Here is an 18,788-nt window from a genome sequence, read left to right as displayed (position 1 = left end):
TCGAACATGTCGATTAACAGAAAGACCTTGTCCGCTTTTATTACAAAAGCCTATTCGGTAATCGTCACATTCCGCCCGTTCAGCGAAATCCGCCCCTGGGCAAACCAGGAAACGACTTCGGAGTATAGCTTCTGCTCCACCGCGTGAATACGCTGTGCCAACAATTCCGCCGTATCGCCTTCCTTGATCTCTACAGCTTTCTGAGCAATAACCGGTCCGGTATCCATGCCGCCATCAACGAAATGAACCGTGACACCGGTCATCTTCACGCCATAATCCAGCGCTTGGCCAATCGCGTCTTTACCAGGAAAAGCAGGCAGCAGCGAAGGATGAATGTTAATAATCCGGCCGCTATAGAACTCGACAAAGGACGGACTCAACAACCGCATATATCCTGCAAGGACAATTAATTCGACACCGCGCTGCTGAAGCTCTACCGCAATTTCACGTTCGTAATCTTCCTTCGTGGCATATTCCTTCGGCTGAAACGCGAATACATCCACATTCGCCGCTTGAGCCAGCTCCACGACGGGAGCCTGCGGCTTATCGCATACCAGAATGCTGATTACGCCGCCCAAAGCCCCCCTGTGCTGCGCGTCTGCCAAAGCCTGAAAGTTGCTGCCTCTGCCGGAAGCGAAAACCGCAATCCGAAACGGTCTCATTACACCTCAGCTCCCGTGAAGGTTACGAGACGCTCGCCTTCGGTTACGCGGCCGATCACATAAGCCTCTTCGCCTGCGGAGCGGAGGTATTGAAGCACCCCGTCTGCATCCTGTTCCTTAACGACAAGCACCATCCCGATTCCCATATTAAATGTCGTAAACATATCCTTGTTCGAAATGTTGCCTTTTTCCTGCATCAGCTTAAAGATCGGCAGAATCGGCCAAGAGCCGTATTCGATGTCGACATTGACGCCATCCGGCAGCATGCGCGGAATATTCTCGATGAATCCGCCGCCCGTAATATGCGCCATGCCCTTTACTTCGATCTCTTTCAACAGTCCAAGCAGCGGCTTGACATAAATTTTTGTCGGTGCGAGCAGCACGTCCCCAAGACGTCCGCCCAGTTCCGGAAGCTCTTGCTGCAGGGAGTAGCCGGCGTCCTCCAGAAGCAGCTTGCGGACAAGCGAGAAGCCATTGCTGTGCACACCGCTGGATGCTAGACCAATCACCGTGTCGCCTGCCGCGATATTCGACCCGTTGATCATTTTGCTTTTGTCGACAATGCCTACGGTAAAGCCCGCGATGTCATACTCGCCTTCGCTGTACATGCCTGGCATTTCCGCCGTCTCTCCGCCGATCAAGGAACAGCCTGCTTGATTGCATCCGTCAGCGATCCCTTTGACAATGGACTCGATTTTGGCCGGAATGACCTTATCACATGCTAAATAATCGAGAAAAAAGAGCGGTTCTGCGCCTTGCACCACAATATCGTTCACGCACATCGCTACCGCATCAATGCCGATGGTATCATGTTGGTCCATCGCGAATGCGAGCTTCAGCTTTGTGCCGACGCCATCCGTGCCTGAGACGAGTACCGGCTCTTCATATTGGTCTTTATTCAGCTTGAACAGTGCGCCAAAACCCCCGAGGTCGGTCATGACTTCCGGTCTGAAAGTCGTTTTGACATGCTTTTTCATCCGCTCTACCGCTTCGTTGCCTGCAGCGATATCCACGCCTGCTTGTTTGTAAGTATCCGACACGCGCTCAACACTCCTTTTTCGTTATGACGAAAGTATCCGTTCACATATCATTTATGGGCTTAATCAATAATCAGCTTAAAGAGGTTGTTCAAAAAGCTCTCTTTTGATAAGAAAACCAATCGAGGCAATCAAGGATGAGCGACCGCGATTCAAAGGTAGGTTTTCTTGCGATATAGAATTTCATCAGCTCTGCTGATAACGAATAAATTCTATATCTAACACGAAGTGAATCAGGAAGCCACTCCGCATCGAATCTTGAATTCAACCGGGCCTTCAGGTGCTCACGTACCAAACGTACGCTCCGCTCCTGACGTCCCTGCTTCATCCAACCTTCTCGGTGCTGAAAACCGACCTTTTTGAACATTCACTTAAAGGATAAAACCTAGAAAAAATGGTTGTCCACTGCAGAATCAGCAGCTGCAGCCCATCTTCTCTTCCCCGTTAAAATCAATCTGCGTCGGGTAATCATTGTCAAAGCAGGCCATGCACAAGCCGCCTTTAGGGCTGTGCTCATCATAACCGCCAATGGCGGATATGAGTCCTTCCGGGCTCAGGAACGATAAGGAATCCGCGTTGATCTCCCGGCAGATTTCCTCGATGCTTTTCTCGGAGGCGATCAGCTCCCTGCGGTCCGGCGTATCGATGCCGTAGAAGCAGGGATTCTTGAACGGCGGCGACGTAATCCGTACATGCACTTCGGTCGCGCCCGCTTCGCGAAGCAGATTGACGATCCGACGGGACGTGGTTCCCCGTACAATGGAGTCATCAATCATGACCACCCGTTTGCCTTCGACCACACGCCGTACCGCGCTCAGCTTCATCTTCACGCCCTGCTCGCGCAGTTCCTGGCTCGGTTGAATGAACGTCCGGCCCGTGTATTTATTCTTGATCAATCCCAGCTCATAAGGAATGCCCGTTTGCTCGGCATAACCGATAGCGGCCGAGATGCTGGAATCCGGTACGCCCGTAACCACATCCGCATCCACGAACGATTCCAGGGCCATCTTGCTGCCCATCCGTTTGCGGGCCGAATGCAGGTTGGAGCCGTTCAGATCGCTGTCTGGACGGGAGAAATAAATATATTCCATCGCACACAGCGCTTTGCGTCCCGCTTCCGTATACCGCTCTTCCCGAAGCCCGTTCCGATCGAGAATCAGCAGCTCCCCGGGAGCGACATCGCGGATCGCTTCCGCCCCAATGACTTCAAGTGCACAGGTCTCGGAGGTTAAGATATACGCATCGCCCAGACGACCCATCGTTAGCGGACGGAGTCCGTTCGGATCCGAGGCGACGAGCAGCTTGTCATTGGTCATGAGCAGAAAGGCAAACCCGCCCACCAGACGCCGCAAGGCATCCTTGGCAGCCTCGACAAAGTCCTTCGGCGACCGTGCAATCAGATGCGCAATGACCTCCGTATCGCTGGTCGTCTGGAATATGGAACCCTCCATCTCCAGCTCGCGCCGAAGCTTCGGCTCATTGACGATGTTGCCGTTCGTTGCGATCGCCAGATTGCCTTCGCGGTATTTAAAGACGAGCGGCTGCGCATTCGTCAGCCCGCTGTCCCCGCTGGTTGAATAACGAACATGCCCGATCGACATGCTGCCCTTCAGCGATTCCAGCTTGTCTTTATCAAACACTTCTTTTACCAGCCCCATACCGCGATGATAATTGAAGTTCTCGCCATCGGCCACGCAGATTCCTGCGCTTTCCTCGCCGCGGTGCTGGAGGGCGTGAAGCCCGTAATAGGAAAGGGAGGCGGCATCGGGATGCCCAAACACCCCGAATACGCCGCACTCTTCTTTTAATGTATCGAAAATATCGCTCTGACCTGTTCCCTCATTGTAGTAATCCCCTGTCCACAGTCCTTCGGGTATCAGTTCATGAGACATGGAATGGCATCCTCCCAGACGGATTTCAAAGCCTCCACGGATTCTTCCAGCGCAGAAGCACCGTTAATGTTAATACTAAGCTTATTCCCGCCGACTACGCCAAGCGCGGTAAATGGAACACCCGCTTCTTGCAGGAGCTTCTCCAGCGCATTCTTATGATCTGGGGACACCGACAACACGATCCGGGATTGGCTCTCGCTAAAGAGCGCTACGTCGTTACGCAGATCGGTTGACCATTGTACGCTCGCCCCAACGTTGCCGCTGATACAGCTCTCCGCCAGCGCGGCTGCAAGTCCCCCCTCCGACACATCATGCGCGGATTGTACCAGACCGGATTGGATGGCCTTCAGTACGCCGCCGAGCAATTTCTTCTCAGTATCCAGGTTCAGTTCAGGCGGTCTGCCTTCCGACACCCCGTGAATGATCGCTTGGAACTCGCTGCCGCCAAGTTCCGCACGGGTATCACCCAGCACATAGATGGCATCGCCTCCCGCCTTGAAGCCTTGTGTTGTAATATGATCCGTATCATGGATCAGGCCGACCATGCCGACAACCGGCGTCGGATAAATCGCGCCTTTGGCATTCTCGTTGTAGAGGCTGACATTACCGCCGATGACCGGCGTTTCAAGCTCACGACAAGCTTCCGCCATGCCGTCCACGGCTTTTTCCATCTGCCAGAAAATTTCTGGTTTCTCCGGGCTTCCGAAGTTCAGGTTATCCGTAATCGCCAGCGGCTCGGCACCGGAGCACACGATATTGCGCGCTGCTTCGCTAACGGCGATTCTGCCGCCAAGCTCAGGGTCGAGGTAGACGTAACGTCCGTTACAGTCCGTTGTCATCGCCAGGGCTTTGCGCGTTCCATGCACCGTTACGACAGCAGCATCCGAACCCGGACGAACGGCCGTGCTGGTGCGAACCATATAATCGTATTGGTTGTATACCCATGCTTTGCTTGCAAGGCTTGGCGAACCGAGCACCTTCTTAAGGGCACCGCCCAAATCCTTCACTTCTTCATAACGAAGCGTATCCACCGCAGCCTGCTCTTTGTAATAAGCCGGTTCCTGGGATGGTTTGTTATAGATCGGGCATTCGTCTACGAGCGCTTTAACCGGCATGTCGCCTACCACCTCACCGTGGTGGATCAGCTTCAGGCGGCCATCGTCCGTCACTTTGCCGACTTTAGCGCAGATAACGCCCCAGCGTTCGAAGATTTCTCGTGCTTGCGCTTCATGCTTCGGCTCAACCACGAACAGCATCCGTTCCTGGGATTCCGATAGCATCATTTCATAAGGCGTCATGCCCTCTTCGCGCTGAGGCACTTGGTCCAGGTACAACTCAAGACCGTTGCCTGCTTTACTTGCCATTTCCGCACTGGAGCAAGTCAATCCAGCCGCGCCCATATCCTGAATGCCCAGCACGATGCCGGAATCAATCAGCTCAAGGCAGGATTCCATCACGAGTTTCTCCATGAAGGGATCGCCAACCTGAACGGCCGTACGGTTCGCTTCGGATTCCTCCGTCAGCTCTACGGAAGCGAAGGTCGCCCCGTGGATGCCATCGCGGCCAGTTGGAGGGCCAACATAGAAGACCGGATTGCCTACCCCTTTTGCAACGCCGCGCTGAATCTTATCATGGTCGATAACGCCGACGCACATCGCATTGACCAGCGGATTGCCTTCATAACTTTCGTCGAATACAACCTCGCCGCCTACCGTCGGGATCCCGATGCAGTTGCCGTAACCGGCAATACCGGATACCACGTGTTCAAACAAATATTTAACGCGATCGCTCTCCAGCTTGCCGAACCGAAGCGAGTTGAGAATCGCTACCGGTCTTGCCCCCATGGAGAAAATATCGCGGATAATGCCGCCAACGCCCGTGGCTGCACCTTGATAAGGCTCTACAGCGGACGGATGGTTATGACTTTCGATTTTGAATACAACCGCCTGGTTGTCGCCGATATCGACGATCCCAGCGCCCTCGCCCGGTCCCATCAGGACGCGCGGGCCGCTTGTCGGGAAACGACGAAGCAGCGGCTTGGAATTTTTGTAGGCGCAATGCTCGGACCACATAACACTGAATACGCCGATTTCCGTGTAATTCGGCTTGCGTCCCATGAAGGAACAGATCAGCTCATACTCGCTGTCCGAAACTCCCATTTGCTTGTAAATCTGATGCTCTGCGATCTGTTCTGCTGTCGGTTCCTTAACGGACGTTTGCTGCGCCATGAGTATCCCTCCATGCCTGTAATATGGATGTAAACATTGCTTTACCGTCATCCGAGCCGAGCAAGCTGCTGACCGCGCGCTCCGGATGCGGCATCATGCCGATCACATTGCCGCGCTCGTTGCAGATGCCTGCGATATCCTCAATCGAGCCGTTCGGATTGTTTTGATACGTAAATACGATTTGCCGGTTGTCCCGGAGCTTTTGAAGTGTTTCTTCATCACAGTAATAGTTGCCCTCGCCATGCGCAATGGGAATGACAATCTCTTGCCCCTCCGCGTAATCGCGCGTAAACGGCGTTGTATTATTGTTCACTTTGAGCACCGTGTCATGGCAGCGAAATTTCATTGAATCATTACGGCGCAGTGCTCCCGGAAGGAGTCCGGCTTCCGTCAAAATCTGAAATCCGTTGCAGATGCCAAGAATATACTTGCCCTCTTCTGCCGCCTTCGCCACTTCGCTCATAACCGGGGCGAATCGGGAAATCGCACCACACCGGAGATAATCTCCATAGGAGAATCCGCCGGGTACCAAAATGCAATCGTATGGGGAAAGATCCGTAGCCGTATGCCACACATAATCCACCGGCTGCGAGATTGCCTCCTCTATCGCCTTATAACAGTCAATATCACAATTGGAGCCAGGAAAGACCAGCACTGCAAATCTCATTGGTTTAGCCCTCCAATTCATAACGGTAGTTCTCAACCACCGTATTAGCCAGAAGCTTTTCACACATTTCTTTCACTCGCTGTTCGGCTTCCTCACGGTTGTCCGTACCCAGCTCAAGTTCCATATATTTACCGATCCGCAGACTCTCCACTTCCTTGTACCCAATCGAATGAAGTGCACCTTGCACCGCTACCCCTTGAGGGTCCAATACGCTCTGCTTAATCGTGACGTAGACCTTTGCTTTCAACATTGTATCCTGTTCCTCCTCGGTATATATGAATGAAATGGTTTATAAAAGCTTTACAGACTTGCGCCCGTGATTCGGCTGTAAATGTCGGTGTAGCGGCGCGTCGTCTCCTCCACCACGGCCTGCGGCAGGGGATCCGGCTCACTGTTCTTATCCCAATCGGACGAAGCGAGATACGTGCGTACAGGCTCCTTATCCATACTGTCAATCTCAATGTCGAGCGCATAATTCTTCTCATCCCAGAAACGGGAGGAATCCGGCGTGAAGATCTCATCGATCAGAATGATCTCTCCGTCGATCAAACCGAACTCAAACTTGCAATCGGCCAAAATAATGCCGTGCTTGCGGCAGTAATCGCGGGCAAACTTGTACAGCATCAGGCTTTTGTCCTGCAGCTGCAATGCTAGCTCTTCGCCGACAAGCTCCTTCATGCGGGATAGCGGGATGTCCTCGTCATGACCGACATCGTTCTTGGCCGCAGGCGTGAAGATCGGCTCCGGAAAAGCCTCATTCTTACGCAGGCCCTCCGGCAGTTTAATGCCGTTGACCTCTCCCGAGGATTGATACTGCCTCCAGCCTCCGCCGGTGATGTATCCGCGCACCACGCATTCGATATCGATACGCTCGGCCCTGCGGCACACCATGATTCGTCCATCCAGCAGATCCTTGTCCTTGACTGCATCCCCCAGGAGGTTCACGTCCGTGTGCACGACATGGTTGCTGATGAGCTGTTCCGTTTGTTCAAACCAGAAGGCGCTCAGTTTGTTCAACACGGTTCCTTTGGCCGGTACAGGAGGCTCCAGCACATAGTCAAAAGCGGAAATACGGTCGGTTACTACAATGAGTACATGCTCGCCCAGGTCGTACAATTCACGAACCTTGCCCTTATACAGCAGCGGTACGTTGACCAGATGAGTGGCGGTCGATAATGCCGGTAATGTCATGTGTTCCTCCCCTTGGACTAGAGTTTGTCTGCATATCATCACTACGAATGCGGATTATTTTTCCGATCTCTGTTGTCCCCAGATTTCTATTACATACGATTATATGGTTGAAATCCGGGGACAAAGGAGACCGCTGGCGCTTCTACAAAACAATTCCGCCTTCTCCGTTGCAGAAAATGATCTTCTCTAGATCTTTTATGAATGCGGATTAATCCGTTTTTAACCCTACTCCAACCCCAGCTTGGCAAAAATGGTATCCACATGCTTCAGATGCCAGCTTGGATTGAAGGCATCTTCGATCTCTTCGGCGCTGAGCACCTCGGTGATCTCAGTCGTGGATTCCACGATTTCGCGGAATTGACGCTGCTCTTCCCATGCCTGCATGGCTCGAGGTTGAACGGTGTCGTAAGCTTGCTCGCGGCTGAAGCCCTTGTCGATCAGCTTCGTCATGATCCGACCGGAGAAAGGAACGCCGTATGTGCGAGCCATGTTGCGCTTCATGTTCTCCGGGAAGACCGTCAGGTTCTTCACGATGTTGCCGAAGCGGTTCAGCATGTAGTTCAGCAGCATCGTAGCGTCCGGCAGGATGATACGCTCTACCGAGGAGTGGGAAATATCCCGCTCATGCCAGAGCGACACGTTCTCGTAAGCGGAAACCATGTGGCCGCGAATGACGCGCGCCAGACCCGAGATGTTCTCCGAACCGATCGGATTCCGTTTATGCGGCATCGCGGAGGAGCCTTTTTGTCCTTTGGCGAATGCCTCTTCGACCTCGCGAACCTCACTCTTCTGGAGCGCGCGTACTTCAGTAGCGAACTTCTCAAGCGAAGTACCGATCAGCGCAAGTGTTGCCATGTATTCCGCATGACGGTCACGCTGCAGCGTCTGGGTCGAGATCGGCGCCGGCTTCGTACCGAGCTTGCGGCAGACGAATTCTTCAACCGAAGGATCGATGTTGGCATACGTTCCAACTGCGCCGGAAATTTTGCCGTACTGCACGCCGTCAGCCGCATGGCGGAAACGCTCCAGGTTGCGGATCATCTCCTCATGCCACAGCGCCATTTTCAAACCGAAGGTTGTCGGCTCTGCGTGCACGCCATGCGTTCTGCCCATCATCGGGGTATGCTTGTAGGCCAGTGCCTTCTCTTTCAAAATACCGATAAAACGCAGGATGTCCTGCTCCAAAATATCGTTGGCTTGTTTGAGCAGATATCCCATCGCGGTATCCACCACATCCGTCGAAGTCAATCCGTAGTGGACCCATTTGCGCTCCTCGCCAAGGCTTTCTGATACCGCGCGGGTAAAAGCGATGACATCATGGCGGGTTTCCTGCTCGATTTCATAAATCCGGTCCATATTAAAGGTCGCATTCTGGCGAAGCTTAACGGTATCTTCCTTCGGAATGACACCAAGATCGGCCCATGCCTCGCATGCGCACAATTCTACTTCGAGCCATGCTCTGAATTTGTTCTCCTCGGTCCAAATCGCCCGCATTTCCGGTCTGCTGTAACGTTCAATCATCGTTTAATCCTGCCTCCAAATATTAGTTTTCTCTACCCATTCAAGCGCTGCATCGACATCCCCGCACAAGAGATTGATATGTCCCATCTTGCGGTTAAACTTCGACTCGCTCTTGCCGTATAGATGAAGCTTAGGCACAACGCCGAGAGACTCTGCAAGCGCGTCGTGCTCTCCAAAACGCCGTACCGCTTCCTCCAGATGCTGCCCCAGGAGGTTCACCATGACGACCGGGCTCAGCAGCGTTGTGTCCCCGAGCGGCAAATCGCAGATCGCTCTCACATGCTGCTCGAATTGGGAGGTTGAGCATGCCTCCATCGTATAGTGACCCGAGTTATGCGGACGAGGTGCAAGCTCATTCACGTACAGTTCCCCATCCTCGGTCACAAACATCTCGACAGCCAGCAGGCCAACAGCCCCCATTCCTTCTGCCACGCGTTCAGCGAGCTGGCATGCTTTACGCTTTACTTCACTCGTCACGCGAGCAGGCACGATCGACAAGTGCAAGATATTGTTGACATGCACGTTCTCTGCCGGAGGGAAGCTCTTCACGATGCCGCTGGGGGTGCGCGCCGCGATCACAGAGATCTCGCACGCAAACTTCACAAACTTCTCCAACACGAGCTCAGTCCCGCTGGCAGTCAGCTCCCTGTAGGATGATTCCAGCTCATCTTCGCTGCGGAGAACCGCTTGCCCTTTACCATCATAACCTCCCATGGCGGTCTTAAGCACGCAGGGAAGTCCAAGTTCAGAGGCGGCGGATCGTAAATCTTCCAAGCTTGTTATTTCACGATACGGTGCAACCGGTACGCCGGCCGCTTCAATCGCGGCCTTCTCGCGCAGCCGGTGCTGCGTGGTGTACAACAGCTTGCTTCCTTGCGGAACATAAGACTGCTCCTCCAGAAGCTGGGCCACGCCCGCATCGACATTTTCGAATTCGTACGTAATGACGTCCGCTTTGACGGCAAGCTTCCGGGCAGCCTCCACATCGTCATAACGGGCCGTAACCTGCTCGGCCATTTGCCCCAGCGGGGAGTTCGGCGTCGGATCGAGGGTGACGAACGAATATCCCATCCGGATCCCGTCTAGCGCGATCATCCGTCCGAGCTGTCCCCCACCAAGTACGCCAATGACGGAACCAGGCAGTAGCTTTTTGCCGGATACTCGCGTCTGCTGTGCTCCGTTCCCCATCATAGGTTATCGCTGCTTTCCAGCACTTCATCACGGATGCGGTCTCGGCGCGCTTGCACTCTTTCGCGAATCCCTGCATCCGAAGTGCCTAAAATCTGGGCTGCGAGCAATCCGGCGTTCGTGGCTCCCGCTTTGCCGATCGCTACAGTCGCTACCGGAATGCCCCCTGGCATCTGCACGATCGACAGCAATGAATCCAGCCCCTTCAGCGCTTTCGATTTCACCGGAACGCCAATGACCGGCAATACCGTCTTCGAAGCGACCATCCCGGGCAAGTGAGCGGCTCCGCCGGCTCCGGCGATTATGACGCGAAGCCCCCGGCCTTCCGCTTCCTCGGCATACCGGAACATCAAGTCCGGCGTCCGGTGAGCGGATACGACTTTTTTCTCATAAGGAATTTCAAGCTCTTCTAGCACCTGACATGCATGGGACATCGTATCCCAATCTGATTGGCTTCCCATAATGACTCCTACTTGTGCTGTCATGAGTTACCCCCGCTTTCTTCGAAATTCGACAATATCATGGTTAACTGCTGAAAAAAAAGTCCGATCCCGTAAACACAAAGTCTGTGCAGGTCTCGGACATACAAGGATTACGAACGCTGCTGCCTGCGTCAAGCAGAAGAATCTTGCGCATCCGCTCGCCTAAGAGGCAAACACGAAATCAAGCCCCGTCGTAGCCGCACCGTTTGTATTCCCTCGTAGTCCGAAAATTTACGGTTTCCGGGTAGAGACTTCCGGGCCATATCCCCGGCTTTATACGAGAAATATTAAATTTCATCAATCACGCTTCATAAGTTATTTTGAACCTCAACATCCTCAGTTTATCAATTTCTGACACCTCATGTCAACCTAAACACGAACAATCGGATTTATAGAAAATATAATGTTCGTATCTAGGGAGTAAGCAATGCAGGAGCAAAAACTTCTTGGAGATTGCGGGCTAAATAAAAGGCGTGGGCAATGTCGGACTGGAAAAGCCGTGAGCAGTACATGTGGAGCATTGGCAGCCGCTGCGCTGACGCATCGTGATTCCGATCGCTGTTAAACACGGGAAACTGGATTGAACTAAATAGGGATGTTTCCCGTGTTTAAAGGCGAACGCTGGCGCTTCTCCATCCACGATTCGTCCGCTCCGCTGGAGTTTCTTCAATAAAAAATTTTTTGCTGCTGCATAGAGGGTAAGGGAAAAGTGTTATCGCAGAATTAAATAAGACCGTATTCTGCTCTTTAATTGTAGCTACTTGCAAGGAAGATGGGGGCGAGTGTCGAAATCTTATCATCCGACATGAATATGAAATACGACAAAACATCTAATCCGACATTATTTTTAAATGCCCAAACAGAATTTATTTCTTAGGAGGAACCGATGGCTATTTATCTCGTTAGGCATGGTCAAGATGAAGAAGGGTACCGCGGAGGGTGGAGCCAGCGCGGGCTCATAAACGAAGGGATCGGGCAAGCGGAGAAGCTGGGGCAATACTTGAATGAACACAAGCATGTTTATAATATCCACCGGATCGTGTGTAGCGATCTGCAGAGGGCTTATCAGACTGCGGCCATCATTGCCGATAAGCTTGGCATTCCCTTTCAAGCTTTCGAGGATTGGCGGGAGATGAATAATGGTCTGCTCGCCGGAATGCCCAACCCTATAGCAGAGGAGAGGTATCCAGGTTTGTATTTCTCCAGTTTACGGATGGACGAAAAATACCCTGGCGGTGAGAGCCCCCAGGAGAATTTTGTGCGGATTAAGGAAACCTTCACCAGACTATGCCAAGATCAGGTATCGGCGAATAATCATGAGAACGTATTGGTTGTCACTCACGGTGGAGTTATCAATATCATTTATCATCTAATCAAGGATATGGCATGGACCAATAAGAATCCGTTCTTTGCCGCGGCGAACACCGGGCTGCACAAGATCGAATACCGCGACGGACGTTGGGAGCTTACCCTGGAGAATGCAACACCTCATCTATAACTGAAAAAAACTGCGTTTCATCTCACGCCCGTTCTACTGCTCACCATGCTTCATGGCATCTACATATTGTTTGGCTTCCACCAAAGACAAACCTAATTCTTCTCGTACGATTTTAATCGCTTTAATCTCCTGCCCTTCCTCCAGCAGCCTTTTGGCTTCCTCATGTACCGGCGGCTCGGGTATGCCTAATTGGTTTGCAATTTGTTTTAACGTGTTCTGCTGCAGTTTCATTCGCTTCTCCATTGCCGACATTCGACTGGAAACCATAAAACAGACCAAAACAACCAAGACTATAAGTAGAATAATTTCCATATGAACCTCCCTTGATAAAAAAGCACCTATCTTCCTAACGGACCGCTGGTAGAGCGAAGACGCGGACCCTATCGAGTACAATAAGAATGAAACGGTACCTGCGGATGCAAAACCGCAAGAACGTTTGAACCCAAGAAAAACGTCATCGACATACTTTCTCAGAGAAAAGGGACGCCTCAGCGTCCCCAACAACATTATTTTACTACCAGTACCGGGATCTTTGCATGCTGCACTACGTTATGGCTGACACTGCCGAGTACAAACTCGCGAATTCCGCCAAGACCGCGGCTGCCGATGACAATAAGATCACTGCCGTTCTGATTCGCGTACTCCAGAATAACTTCAGCCGGAGGACCCTGGATCATCTCCACTTGACCGGTGACGCCTGAGTTCTCAATCCGCTCGCGGATTTCCTCTGTCGTCTGCACGGCAAGATCGTAGACATCTTTATTAAGTGAAGCTGGAATCGGGGCAAGCCCTTCCCCAACGAAGAAACGCGGAAAATCGTAAGCATGAATGACATCCAGCGTAGCTCCCGGTGTTACCTTAGCAAGTTCAACCGCACGTCCGAGCGCTTTATTCGCTGCTTTGGAGCCGTCGTAAGCTAGAAGAATTTTAGTAAAAAGCATACAGGCCACCTCTTTCTATAGTTAAAAGACCTACTACTTATTATTAAACAACTTCATACCGATATGAAACGAGCTTGCTGACTTGCTGTGATGTTCCTATGTAATTCAGATGAATCCGACTTATCCCCAGAAGTACGTGTACAGCGCAACATTCACGACTAACAACAGCGGCACGCCCAGTTTAAAAGATAAATGCCTCGTTTTATGACGTTTGCGGTACATGGCAATCCATACACCCAAGGCCCCTCCGATGGCAGCCAGCAGAAATAGTGTTCGCTCCGGAACCCGATCCCGTCCCATTCGGGCACGCCGCTTATCCTCGGACATGACCAGATAGGCTACCGCATTGATAAAAATAAACCAAACGATCAGTGCAGGTCTCACGTTGGTTCACGCACCCCCATTCCAACTGATCGATCTTGCCCAATCAGCCATTTGCTTTGCGTTCTACTGTTATTATAGAACTGCAGGCTAATGAAGACAATGCCGGCTAAACAATCTTAGCCATGGCCAAGCCATCTATGAATGCCATTATTAGGACACGGCCGACGTCATAAATCGGAGCGGACCGTGTCCGGCATAATGACAACCAGACCATACTCAACCACTACGAAAACTTATGATTCATTCTTGGATATTTCGTTCAGGCTCGGAACATTGTCTGCAGCCTTTTTCGGTTTGAGGGTCTTACTCTCCTCAAGAATGCTTGATTTGTTCTGCTGGTTTTCGGTTTTTCTTGCTTTATGATTCGGCATGCAAATCACCCCCTGTCCGTAGAATGAGCCATTGCACCCGAGGTTATGCTAACACCGGCAAGAAAAACGCATTTCAAGCCTTGGGAGATGCCCATCGTGGCACTGAGCAGCCCCCTCGGCAGACTCACCATTGCAGATTATTCCTTCCCCTTCTGCTCAAGGGCCGCCTTTAACAGGTCGCCCAGGTTCGAACCAATCGACTCCGGCTTGCTGTATTGCTGCACGAGCTTCCGCTCCTCGCGTTTGTTCACATGCTTGGCGTCCTTCTTCAGCGTTTCTGTAATGCCGCAGCCCAGGCACTGCACGAACAGCCCCGCCTTGCCTTCTTTCATCTCCATCTTCTTGTGGCACTGCGGGCAGCGGCGGTTGGACAGACGCTTCTCGCCTGAACGCTTATATCCACAGTCGTCACTCGGGCAGACTAGCAGCTTGCCCCGCTTGGTCTTCTTCTCCAGCAGTCTTGTCCCGCAATCGGGACAGTGGCTGTTCGAGACATTATGCGGTTTATACTCCGCTTCGCTTCCCTTCACATCCGTGACCAGCTTCTTGGTCATGTCCCGTATTCCGCGCAAGAATGGTTCCGGCTTGCCTTGCCCTTTCGCAATCCGTTCGAGCTCGGCCTCCCAGCGCGCCGTGAGCTCCGGTGTTCTTAGCTCTGGAGCGACAAGCTCAATCAACTGCTTACCTTTGCCTGTCGGATGGAGGGATTGCCCCTGCCGTTCGATCGTATCCGAGCTAACCAACTTCTCGATGATATCAGCCCGGGTCGCGGGGGTTCCAAGTCCGTGCTTCTCCATCTGGGAGAGCAGCGCCGCTTCGTTATAACGTTTCGGCGGCTGGGTACGTCCCGGTTTCAGCACGGCGCGGACCACCTTCACCGACTCTCCTTCTCGCAGCTCCGGCAGGAGCTTGCCTGAAGACTGACCCGGAGCATCATCCTGCTCGTCGTCAGCGTCATCATCATAATCGCCGCCGTATACCTCACGCCAGCCGCTATCCTTGATCGTAGTCCCTTTCGCGTAAAGCTGCTCCCCCTCAATCTGAACCGTAACCGATACGTTATCGTAACGGGCAGGAGGATAGAACAAGCTGATGAACCGGCGTACGATAAGATCGTACAGCTTGCGTTCATCGACAGATAACTGATTCAGCAGCACGGTTTGTTCGGTTGGAATGATGGCATGGTGATCCGTAACCTTGCTGTCATCCACGACCCGTTTGCCTGGCGATAAGTTCTTACGCAGCAACGGACGAGCAATGGACGCATAAGGCCCGATGGCAATGCTGGACAGCCTTTCCTTCAACGTTCCGACCATATCGGATGTCAGGTAACGGCTGTCCGTACGCGGATAGGTGACCAGCTTATGCTGCTCATACAGGCGCTGCAGCACATTCGAGGTCTGCTTGGCCGAGAACCCGAATCGGCGGTTGGCATCCCGCTGCAGTTCGGTCAAATCGTATGCCAGCGGATGCGGTTCGGTTTTTTCACTCTTTTTCACGCTGACGATTTTTCCGGTGCTGCCCTCCAGCTTCTGCTTCAGCTTGGCCGCCTTATCCTTCTCGAATAGACGGCCGTCTCCGCCGGCCGGACGCCACGATACCTCAAAGCTCCCCAGATCCGCCTGCAGCGTCTCATATTCCTGAGAGCGGAAATTCACAATCTCCTTCTCCCGGTCCATGATCATTCCGAGCGTTGGCGTCTGAACCCGGCCTGCCGACAGCTGTGCATTGAATTTGGTCGTCAGCGCACGCGTCACATTCAGCCCAACCATCCAATCCGCTTCCGCCCGGCAGCGTGCGGACTCATACAGCCTGTCGAACTGCTGCCCCGGCTTGAGTGATGCAAAACCTTCCTTGATCGCCTTATCCGTCTGGGAAGAAATCCACAGCCGTTTGAACGGCTTGTTCCACTTCGCCATTTTGAGGATCCAGCGCGCAAGCAGTTCTCCTTCACGGGCAGCATCAGTGGCAATAATCATCTCGCCGACATCCGGGCGCTTCATCAGATGCTGGACCGTCTTGAACTGGTGACTTGTTTCCTTCAGCACCTTAAGCCTTGTGTTATCCGGCAGGATGGGCAAATCCTCCAGAACCCAGGTCTGGTACTTCTTATCATAGTCCTCGGGTTCGGCAAGTCCTACCAAATGTCCAAGCGCCCAGGTCACAATATATTTTGGTCCTTCAAAATAATTCTTCTGCTTCTCGCGGCTGCCCATTACTCTCGCAATTTCCTTCGCAACGGACGGCTTCTCAGCCAATACTAATACTTTCATAGCCCTCCCCTTCCTCTATTCCCCTATTATAACCTCCCCTCGATTGTTTCGACAAAGATAAGTCAGATCGTTTTCTTAGCCAGCCATGTGAACGTATGATTGACGCATACCGGACAGCCCTGCTTCTTCAAATCCTCGATCGTGGAAAAATCACCCTGCACGCCCACCTGCAGCTCACCCTGACATTGGGTGCATCTGTAGGTTCGAACGGTTCGCCTAACCTCGCCTGTGTAGAGCTCATCCTCGAAAGAATCTGTAACACGCGGCGCCGTAAATTCCGTCGTTGTTAACACGATCATCTGACCGCTATTACCGATCATCTGCGCTCCAATATATTGATTGAAATGAAGCAGGGCCTGCTTTACCGATAAACCCATACGGACGAATTCACGCTGCATGGACCATGTAAAATCGGGAGATTTATGGGCGAAGGAGAGAAAGATGGGGCATCCCTTCTGGCGTTTCAACGCGCTAATGCCTCTGGATAAGAACAGAGTCAGCCCTTGTAGCGTGTATGGCGGATCCGTGAAGAAGCAATCATATTGCCCGTTCAAGCCCTCAGGCAAAGGCTGCCTGAGATCGATTTGCCTGCATGTAACCGATAAGCCTTCTTTTGCAGCCGCGCCCTGGATAAATCGCAGGAATCGCTCATCGATATCCATAACCGTAATGGCGGCTCTTTGGTCCTTCGCGTTCGGGAACAGCCGTTTAAGCAGCAGACCAAGCGAGATGCTCACCAGGTCGTCATCGCCAACACACAGAATGTTCTTCCCGATCAGACAGTGCTCCCTCAGACACAGAATCGCCCTCCGCAGACTCGTCTCTACCGTGCATTGGGATTGGTCAATCTGTACATCGACTTGCGGACGCATCTCCAGAATTTCCGTGAGCCTCGCTAGTACATCAGAAAGCTCCTCCTGCCAATCGACTTCGCCGGCCAGAAGCTTCTGATACAGATCTATATCGATGCCTCCATACCCCAGCTCATGTTCAATATAGGACTTCCCGGAATCGGTGCAGCGCACCCCCCGGTCTTGAATGAGAGCCCCTGCCTTGATAAGCTCCTTCTTGATCGCCGAAACAACCGGAACCGGCAGATACGTATGACGTGCCAGCTCTTTGGTTGATATACCGGGCCGCATATAACTCGCTACCAGCAGCTGTTCGATCACCTGGACGCCTTCCTGCAGACGAACCTTGGTTTTCACTTCTTCTATATAATGGATCATGTGAAATCACGCTCTTTTCCTGAATATGAGATTGTTATTACCCCTGGAAAAGAACACACGTGACCCCCATACGTGCTGCAGAAATGAAAAAAAAGGGACAGAAGTCCATGAACCATCGTCCATCTTCTGTCCCCCAAGCGGGAAGCCGTGCCCAGAGCACGGCTGTACAGTCAATATATAAGGGATGGCTGTTGTGTTCTTAACCAGGTGGACTCAGAACCATCGCGCATGACAAATAAAACTCACATAAAGTGGGTTTTTTCGAAATGCACAAGCCAGAGTCCTATAAAATTTGGTTAGTTAAGAACACACACCGACATCAAGACAGCTCCCTATTTTTTCAATATAAATTCCGCCGACTAAAATCTGTTGGCCATAAAAATAATATCCTTCTTCACTTCAAAACCATGTTTTCGATAAAAATCTTCCGCCGGAAGATCCTTTTCCGTTAAACCGCCGCACCCCATGATCTGTGAATGATATCGTAATCCCCGGCAAGCCTAGCCGTCCAGATCGATTTGGCTGGCAGAAGTACAACACTACCAGGCTGTAGGATAGGAGCAAAGTCATCCCGACTCGACTCCTTACCTACTATCGGGTCATGGCTCACGCTCCTTTCCGTGGAGGGATCCAATCTTTCCGCCAAAATGGCGCGGGCTCGGTACAACCGGGATTTTACCGTTCCTTGCGGTATTCCTACGATCTTGGCGATACGGCTAACCGGCATATCCCGGTAATAGTGAAGCTGAATGACCTTGCGTAAATCATCATCCAGGTGAGTCACGGCTTCGTTGAGTTCGATCGCTTCATACGGCAGTGAATCGGCACCGCCATTGGCAAGTTCAACCGTGCGCAGCCGCTGCTGGGAACGCAGCAGTTGCAGGCATTCATGAATGAGAATACGGGACAACCATGTTTTGAAATAAGCAGGCTCCTTTAAGGTAGGCATAGCTGCGAAGGATTTATAAATCGCTTCCTGTACAGCATCCGCACAATCCTCTTCCCGCTTCAGGTACAAACGGGCTAAGCCGTACAAATTACGCTCGCAAGCGTGGATCAGCCTGCTAAAGGCTTCCCGATCCCCATGCTTGGCAAGCTGAACATCGTGCTCTATATTTGATTTCTTATTCACATTGGGAGACCTCCTCTGCAACACTTTCTTGGCCTTACATATGTTAGATGCATCAGAACGTGTTCAGGTTCACGTCAGCTCATCATTTTTTT

General features: G+C 52.2%; 18 protein-coding genes and 1 riboswitch. Of the genes, 1 reads left to right on the top strand and 17 read right to left on the bottom strand.

All coding sequences use genetic code 11. The features are described from left to right. Positions 1–50: 50 nt before the first annotated feature. The 10 genes from purN to purE all read right to left on the bottom strand — a co-directional run bounded on the left by purN (position 51) and on the right by purE (position 10,871). On the bottom strand, positions 51–662 hold the full coding sequence (gene purN, locus AB4124_RS28110) for a phosphoribosylglycinamide formyltransferase (protein WP_339270486.1): 612 nt from the start codon (positions 660–662) through the stop codon (positions 51–53). Beyond that, positions 662–1,702: a phosphoribosylformylglycinamidine cyclo-ligase gene (gene purM, locus AB4124_RS28105; RefSeq protein ID WP_076325606.1), complete on the bottom strand. Its 1,041-nt coding sequence runs from the start codon at positions 1,700–1,702 to the stop codon at positions 662–664. Before purM ends, purN begins: the two co-directional genes overlap by 1 nt. A gap of 410 nt (positions 1,703–2,112) precedes the next feature. Continuing rightward, on the bottom strand, positions 2,113–3,591 hold the full coding sequence (gene purF, locus AB4124_RS28100; protein WP_076325607.1) for an amidophosphoribosyltransferase: 1,479 nt from the start codon (positions 3,589–3,591) through the stop codon (positions 2,113–2,115). Continuing rightward, positions 3,576–5,819 carry a phosphoribosylformylglycinamidine synthase subunit PurL gene (gene purL, locus AB4124_RS28095; protein WP_441974886.1) on the bottom strand — a complete coding sequence of 748 codons (2,244 nt, stop codon included), beginning with the start codon at positions 5,817–5,819 and terminating at the stop codon, positions 3,576–3,578. The genes purF and purL overlap by 16 nt, the downstream gene beginning before the upstream one ends. Then, positions 5,797–6,486, bottom strand: a complete 690-nt coding sequence (purQ, locus tag AB4124_RS28090; RefSeq protein ID WP_441974885.1) for a phosphoribosylformylglycinamidine synthase subunit PurQ — start codon at positions 6,484–6,486, stop codon at positions 5,797–5,799. Before purQ ends, purL begins: the two co-directional genes overlap by 23 nt. A gap of 4 nt (positions 6,487–6,490) precedes the next feature. Beyond that, positions 6,491–6,736: a phosphoribosylformylglycinamidine synthase subunit PurS gene (gene purS / locus AB4124_RS28085; RefSeq protein WP_006208285.1), complete on the bottom strand. Its 246-nt coding sequence runs from the start codon at positions 6,734–6,736 to the stop codon at positions 6,491–6,493. A gap of 50 nt (positions 6,737–6,786) precedes the next feature. Next, entirely contained in the window at positions 6,787–7,677 is an 891-nt protein-coding gene (locus AB4124_RS28080) for a phosphoribosylaminoimidazolesuccinocarboxamide synthase (RefSeq protein ID WP_441974884.1), read from the bottom strand. 225 nt (positions 7,678–7,902) lie between these two features. Continuing rightward, complete coding sequence (gene purB, locus AB4124_RS28075) at positions 7,903–9,198, bottom strand: adenylosuccinate lyase (RefSeq protein ID WP_076325611.1); 1,296 nt, start codon at positions 9,196–9,198, stop codon at positions 7,903–7,905. 3 nt (positions 9,199–9,201) lie between these two features. Next, complete coding sequence (gene purK / locus AB4124_RS28070) at positions 9,202–10,389, bottom strand: 5-(carboxyamino)imidazole ribonucleotide synthase (RefSeq protein WP_441974883.1); 1,188 nt, start codon at positions 10,387–10,389, stop codon at positions 9,202–9,204. Then, entirely contained in the window at positions 10,386–10,871 is a 486-nt protein-coding gene (purE, locus tag AB4124_RS28065; RefSeq protein WP_430135964.1) for a 5-(carboxyamino)imidazole ribonucleotide mutase, read from the bottom strand. Before purE ends, purK begins: the two co-directional genes overlap by 4 nt. A 196-nt stretch (positions 10,872–11,067) precedes the next feature. Then, a riboswitch (purine riboswitch) is annotated at positions 11,068–11,169 on the bottom strand. A gap of 585 nt (positions 11,170–11,754) precedes the next feature. Between purE and AB4124_RS28060 the strand changes: the two genes are divergently transcribed. Next, entirely contained in the window at positions 11,755–12,366 is a 612-nt protein-coding gene (locus AB4124_RS28060) for a histidine phosphatase family protein (RefSeq protein WP_441974882.1), read from the top strand. Positions 12,367–12,399: 33 nt separating this feature from the next. Here AB4124_RS28060 and AB4124_RS28055 read toward each other — a convergent pair whose 3' ends face one another. The 7 genes from AB4124_RS28055 to AB4124_RS28025 all read right to left on the bottom strand — a co-directional run bounded on the left by AB4124_RS28055 (position 12,400) and on the right by AB4124_RS28025 (position 18,696). Further along, the gene (locus AB4124_RS28055) at positions 12,400–12,678 is read right to left on the bottom strand and encodes a hypothetical protein (RefSeq protein ID WP_339270468.1); all 279 of its coding nucleotides are present in this window, start codon (positions 12,676–12,678) and stop codon (positions 12,400–12,402) included. Positions 12,679–12,872: 194 nt separating this feature from the next. Then, on the bottom strand, positions 12,873–13,307 hold the full coding sequence (locus AB4124_RS28050) for a universal stress protein (RefSeq protein ID WP_076325615.1): 435 nt from the start codon (positions 13,305–13,307) through the stop codon (positions 12,873–12,875). A gap of 120 nt (positions 13,308–13,427) precedes the next feature. Then, positions 13,428–13,691 carry a DUF1294 domain-containing protein gene (locus AB4124_RS28045; protein ID WP_076325616.1) on the bottom strand — a complete coding sequence of 88 codons (264 nt, stop codon included), beginning with the start codon at positions 13,689–13,691 and terminating at the stop codon, positions 13,428–13,430. A gap of 233 nt (positions 13,692–13,924) precedes the next feature. Then, positions 13,925–14,062, bottom strand: coding sequence for a hypothetical protein (locus AB4124_RS28040; RefSeq protein ID WP_430108546.1), 138 nt, complete (start codon positions 14,060–14,062; stop codon positions 13,925–13,927). Between the two features lie 137 nt (positions 14,063–14,199). Further along, positions 14,200–16,335 carry a DNA topoisomerase III gene (locus AB4124_RS28035; protein ID WP_441974881.1) on the bottom strand — a complete coding sequence of 712 codons (2,136 nt, stop codon included), beginning with the start codon at positions 16,333–16,335 and terminating at the stop codon, positions 14,200–14,202. 62 nt (positions 16,336–16,397) lie between these two features. Continuing rightward, complete coding sequence (locus AB4124_RS28030; protein ID WP_441974880.1) at positions 16,398–17,564, bottom strand: bis-aminopropyl spermidine synthase family protein; 1,167 nt, start codon at positions 17,562–17,564, stop codon at positions 16,398–16,400. A gap of 448 nt (positions 17,565–18,012) precedes the next feature. Further along, entirely contained in the window at positions 18,013–18,696 is a 684-nt protein-coding gene (locus tag AB4124_RS28025) for a sigma-70 family RNA polymerase sigma factor (protein WP_441974879.1), read from the bottom strand. Positions 18,697–18,788: the final 92 nt, after the last annotated feature.

Source organism: Paenibacillus sp. 2KB_20 (genome assembly GCF_052115765.1).
In the GTDB taxonomy this organism is placed as follows: Bacteria; Bacillota; Bacilli; order Paenibacillales; family Paenibacillaceae; genus Paenibacillus_AQ.
Note: the sequence above shows the minus strand (reverse complement) of the source record. Positions and strands in the feature narration are given on the sequence as shown.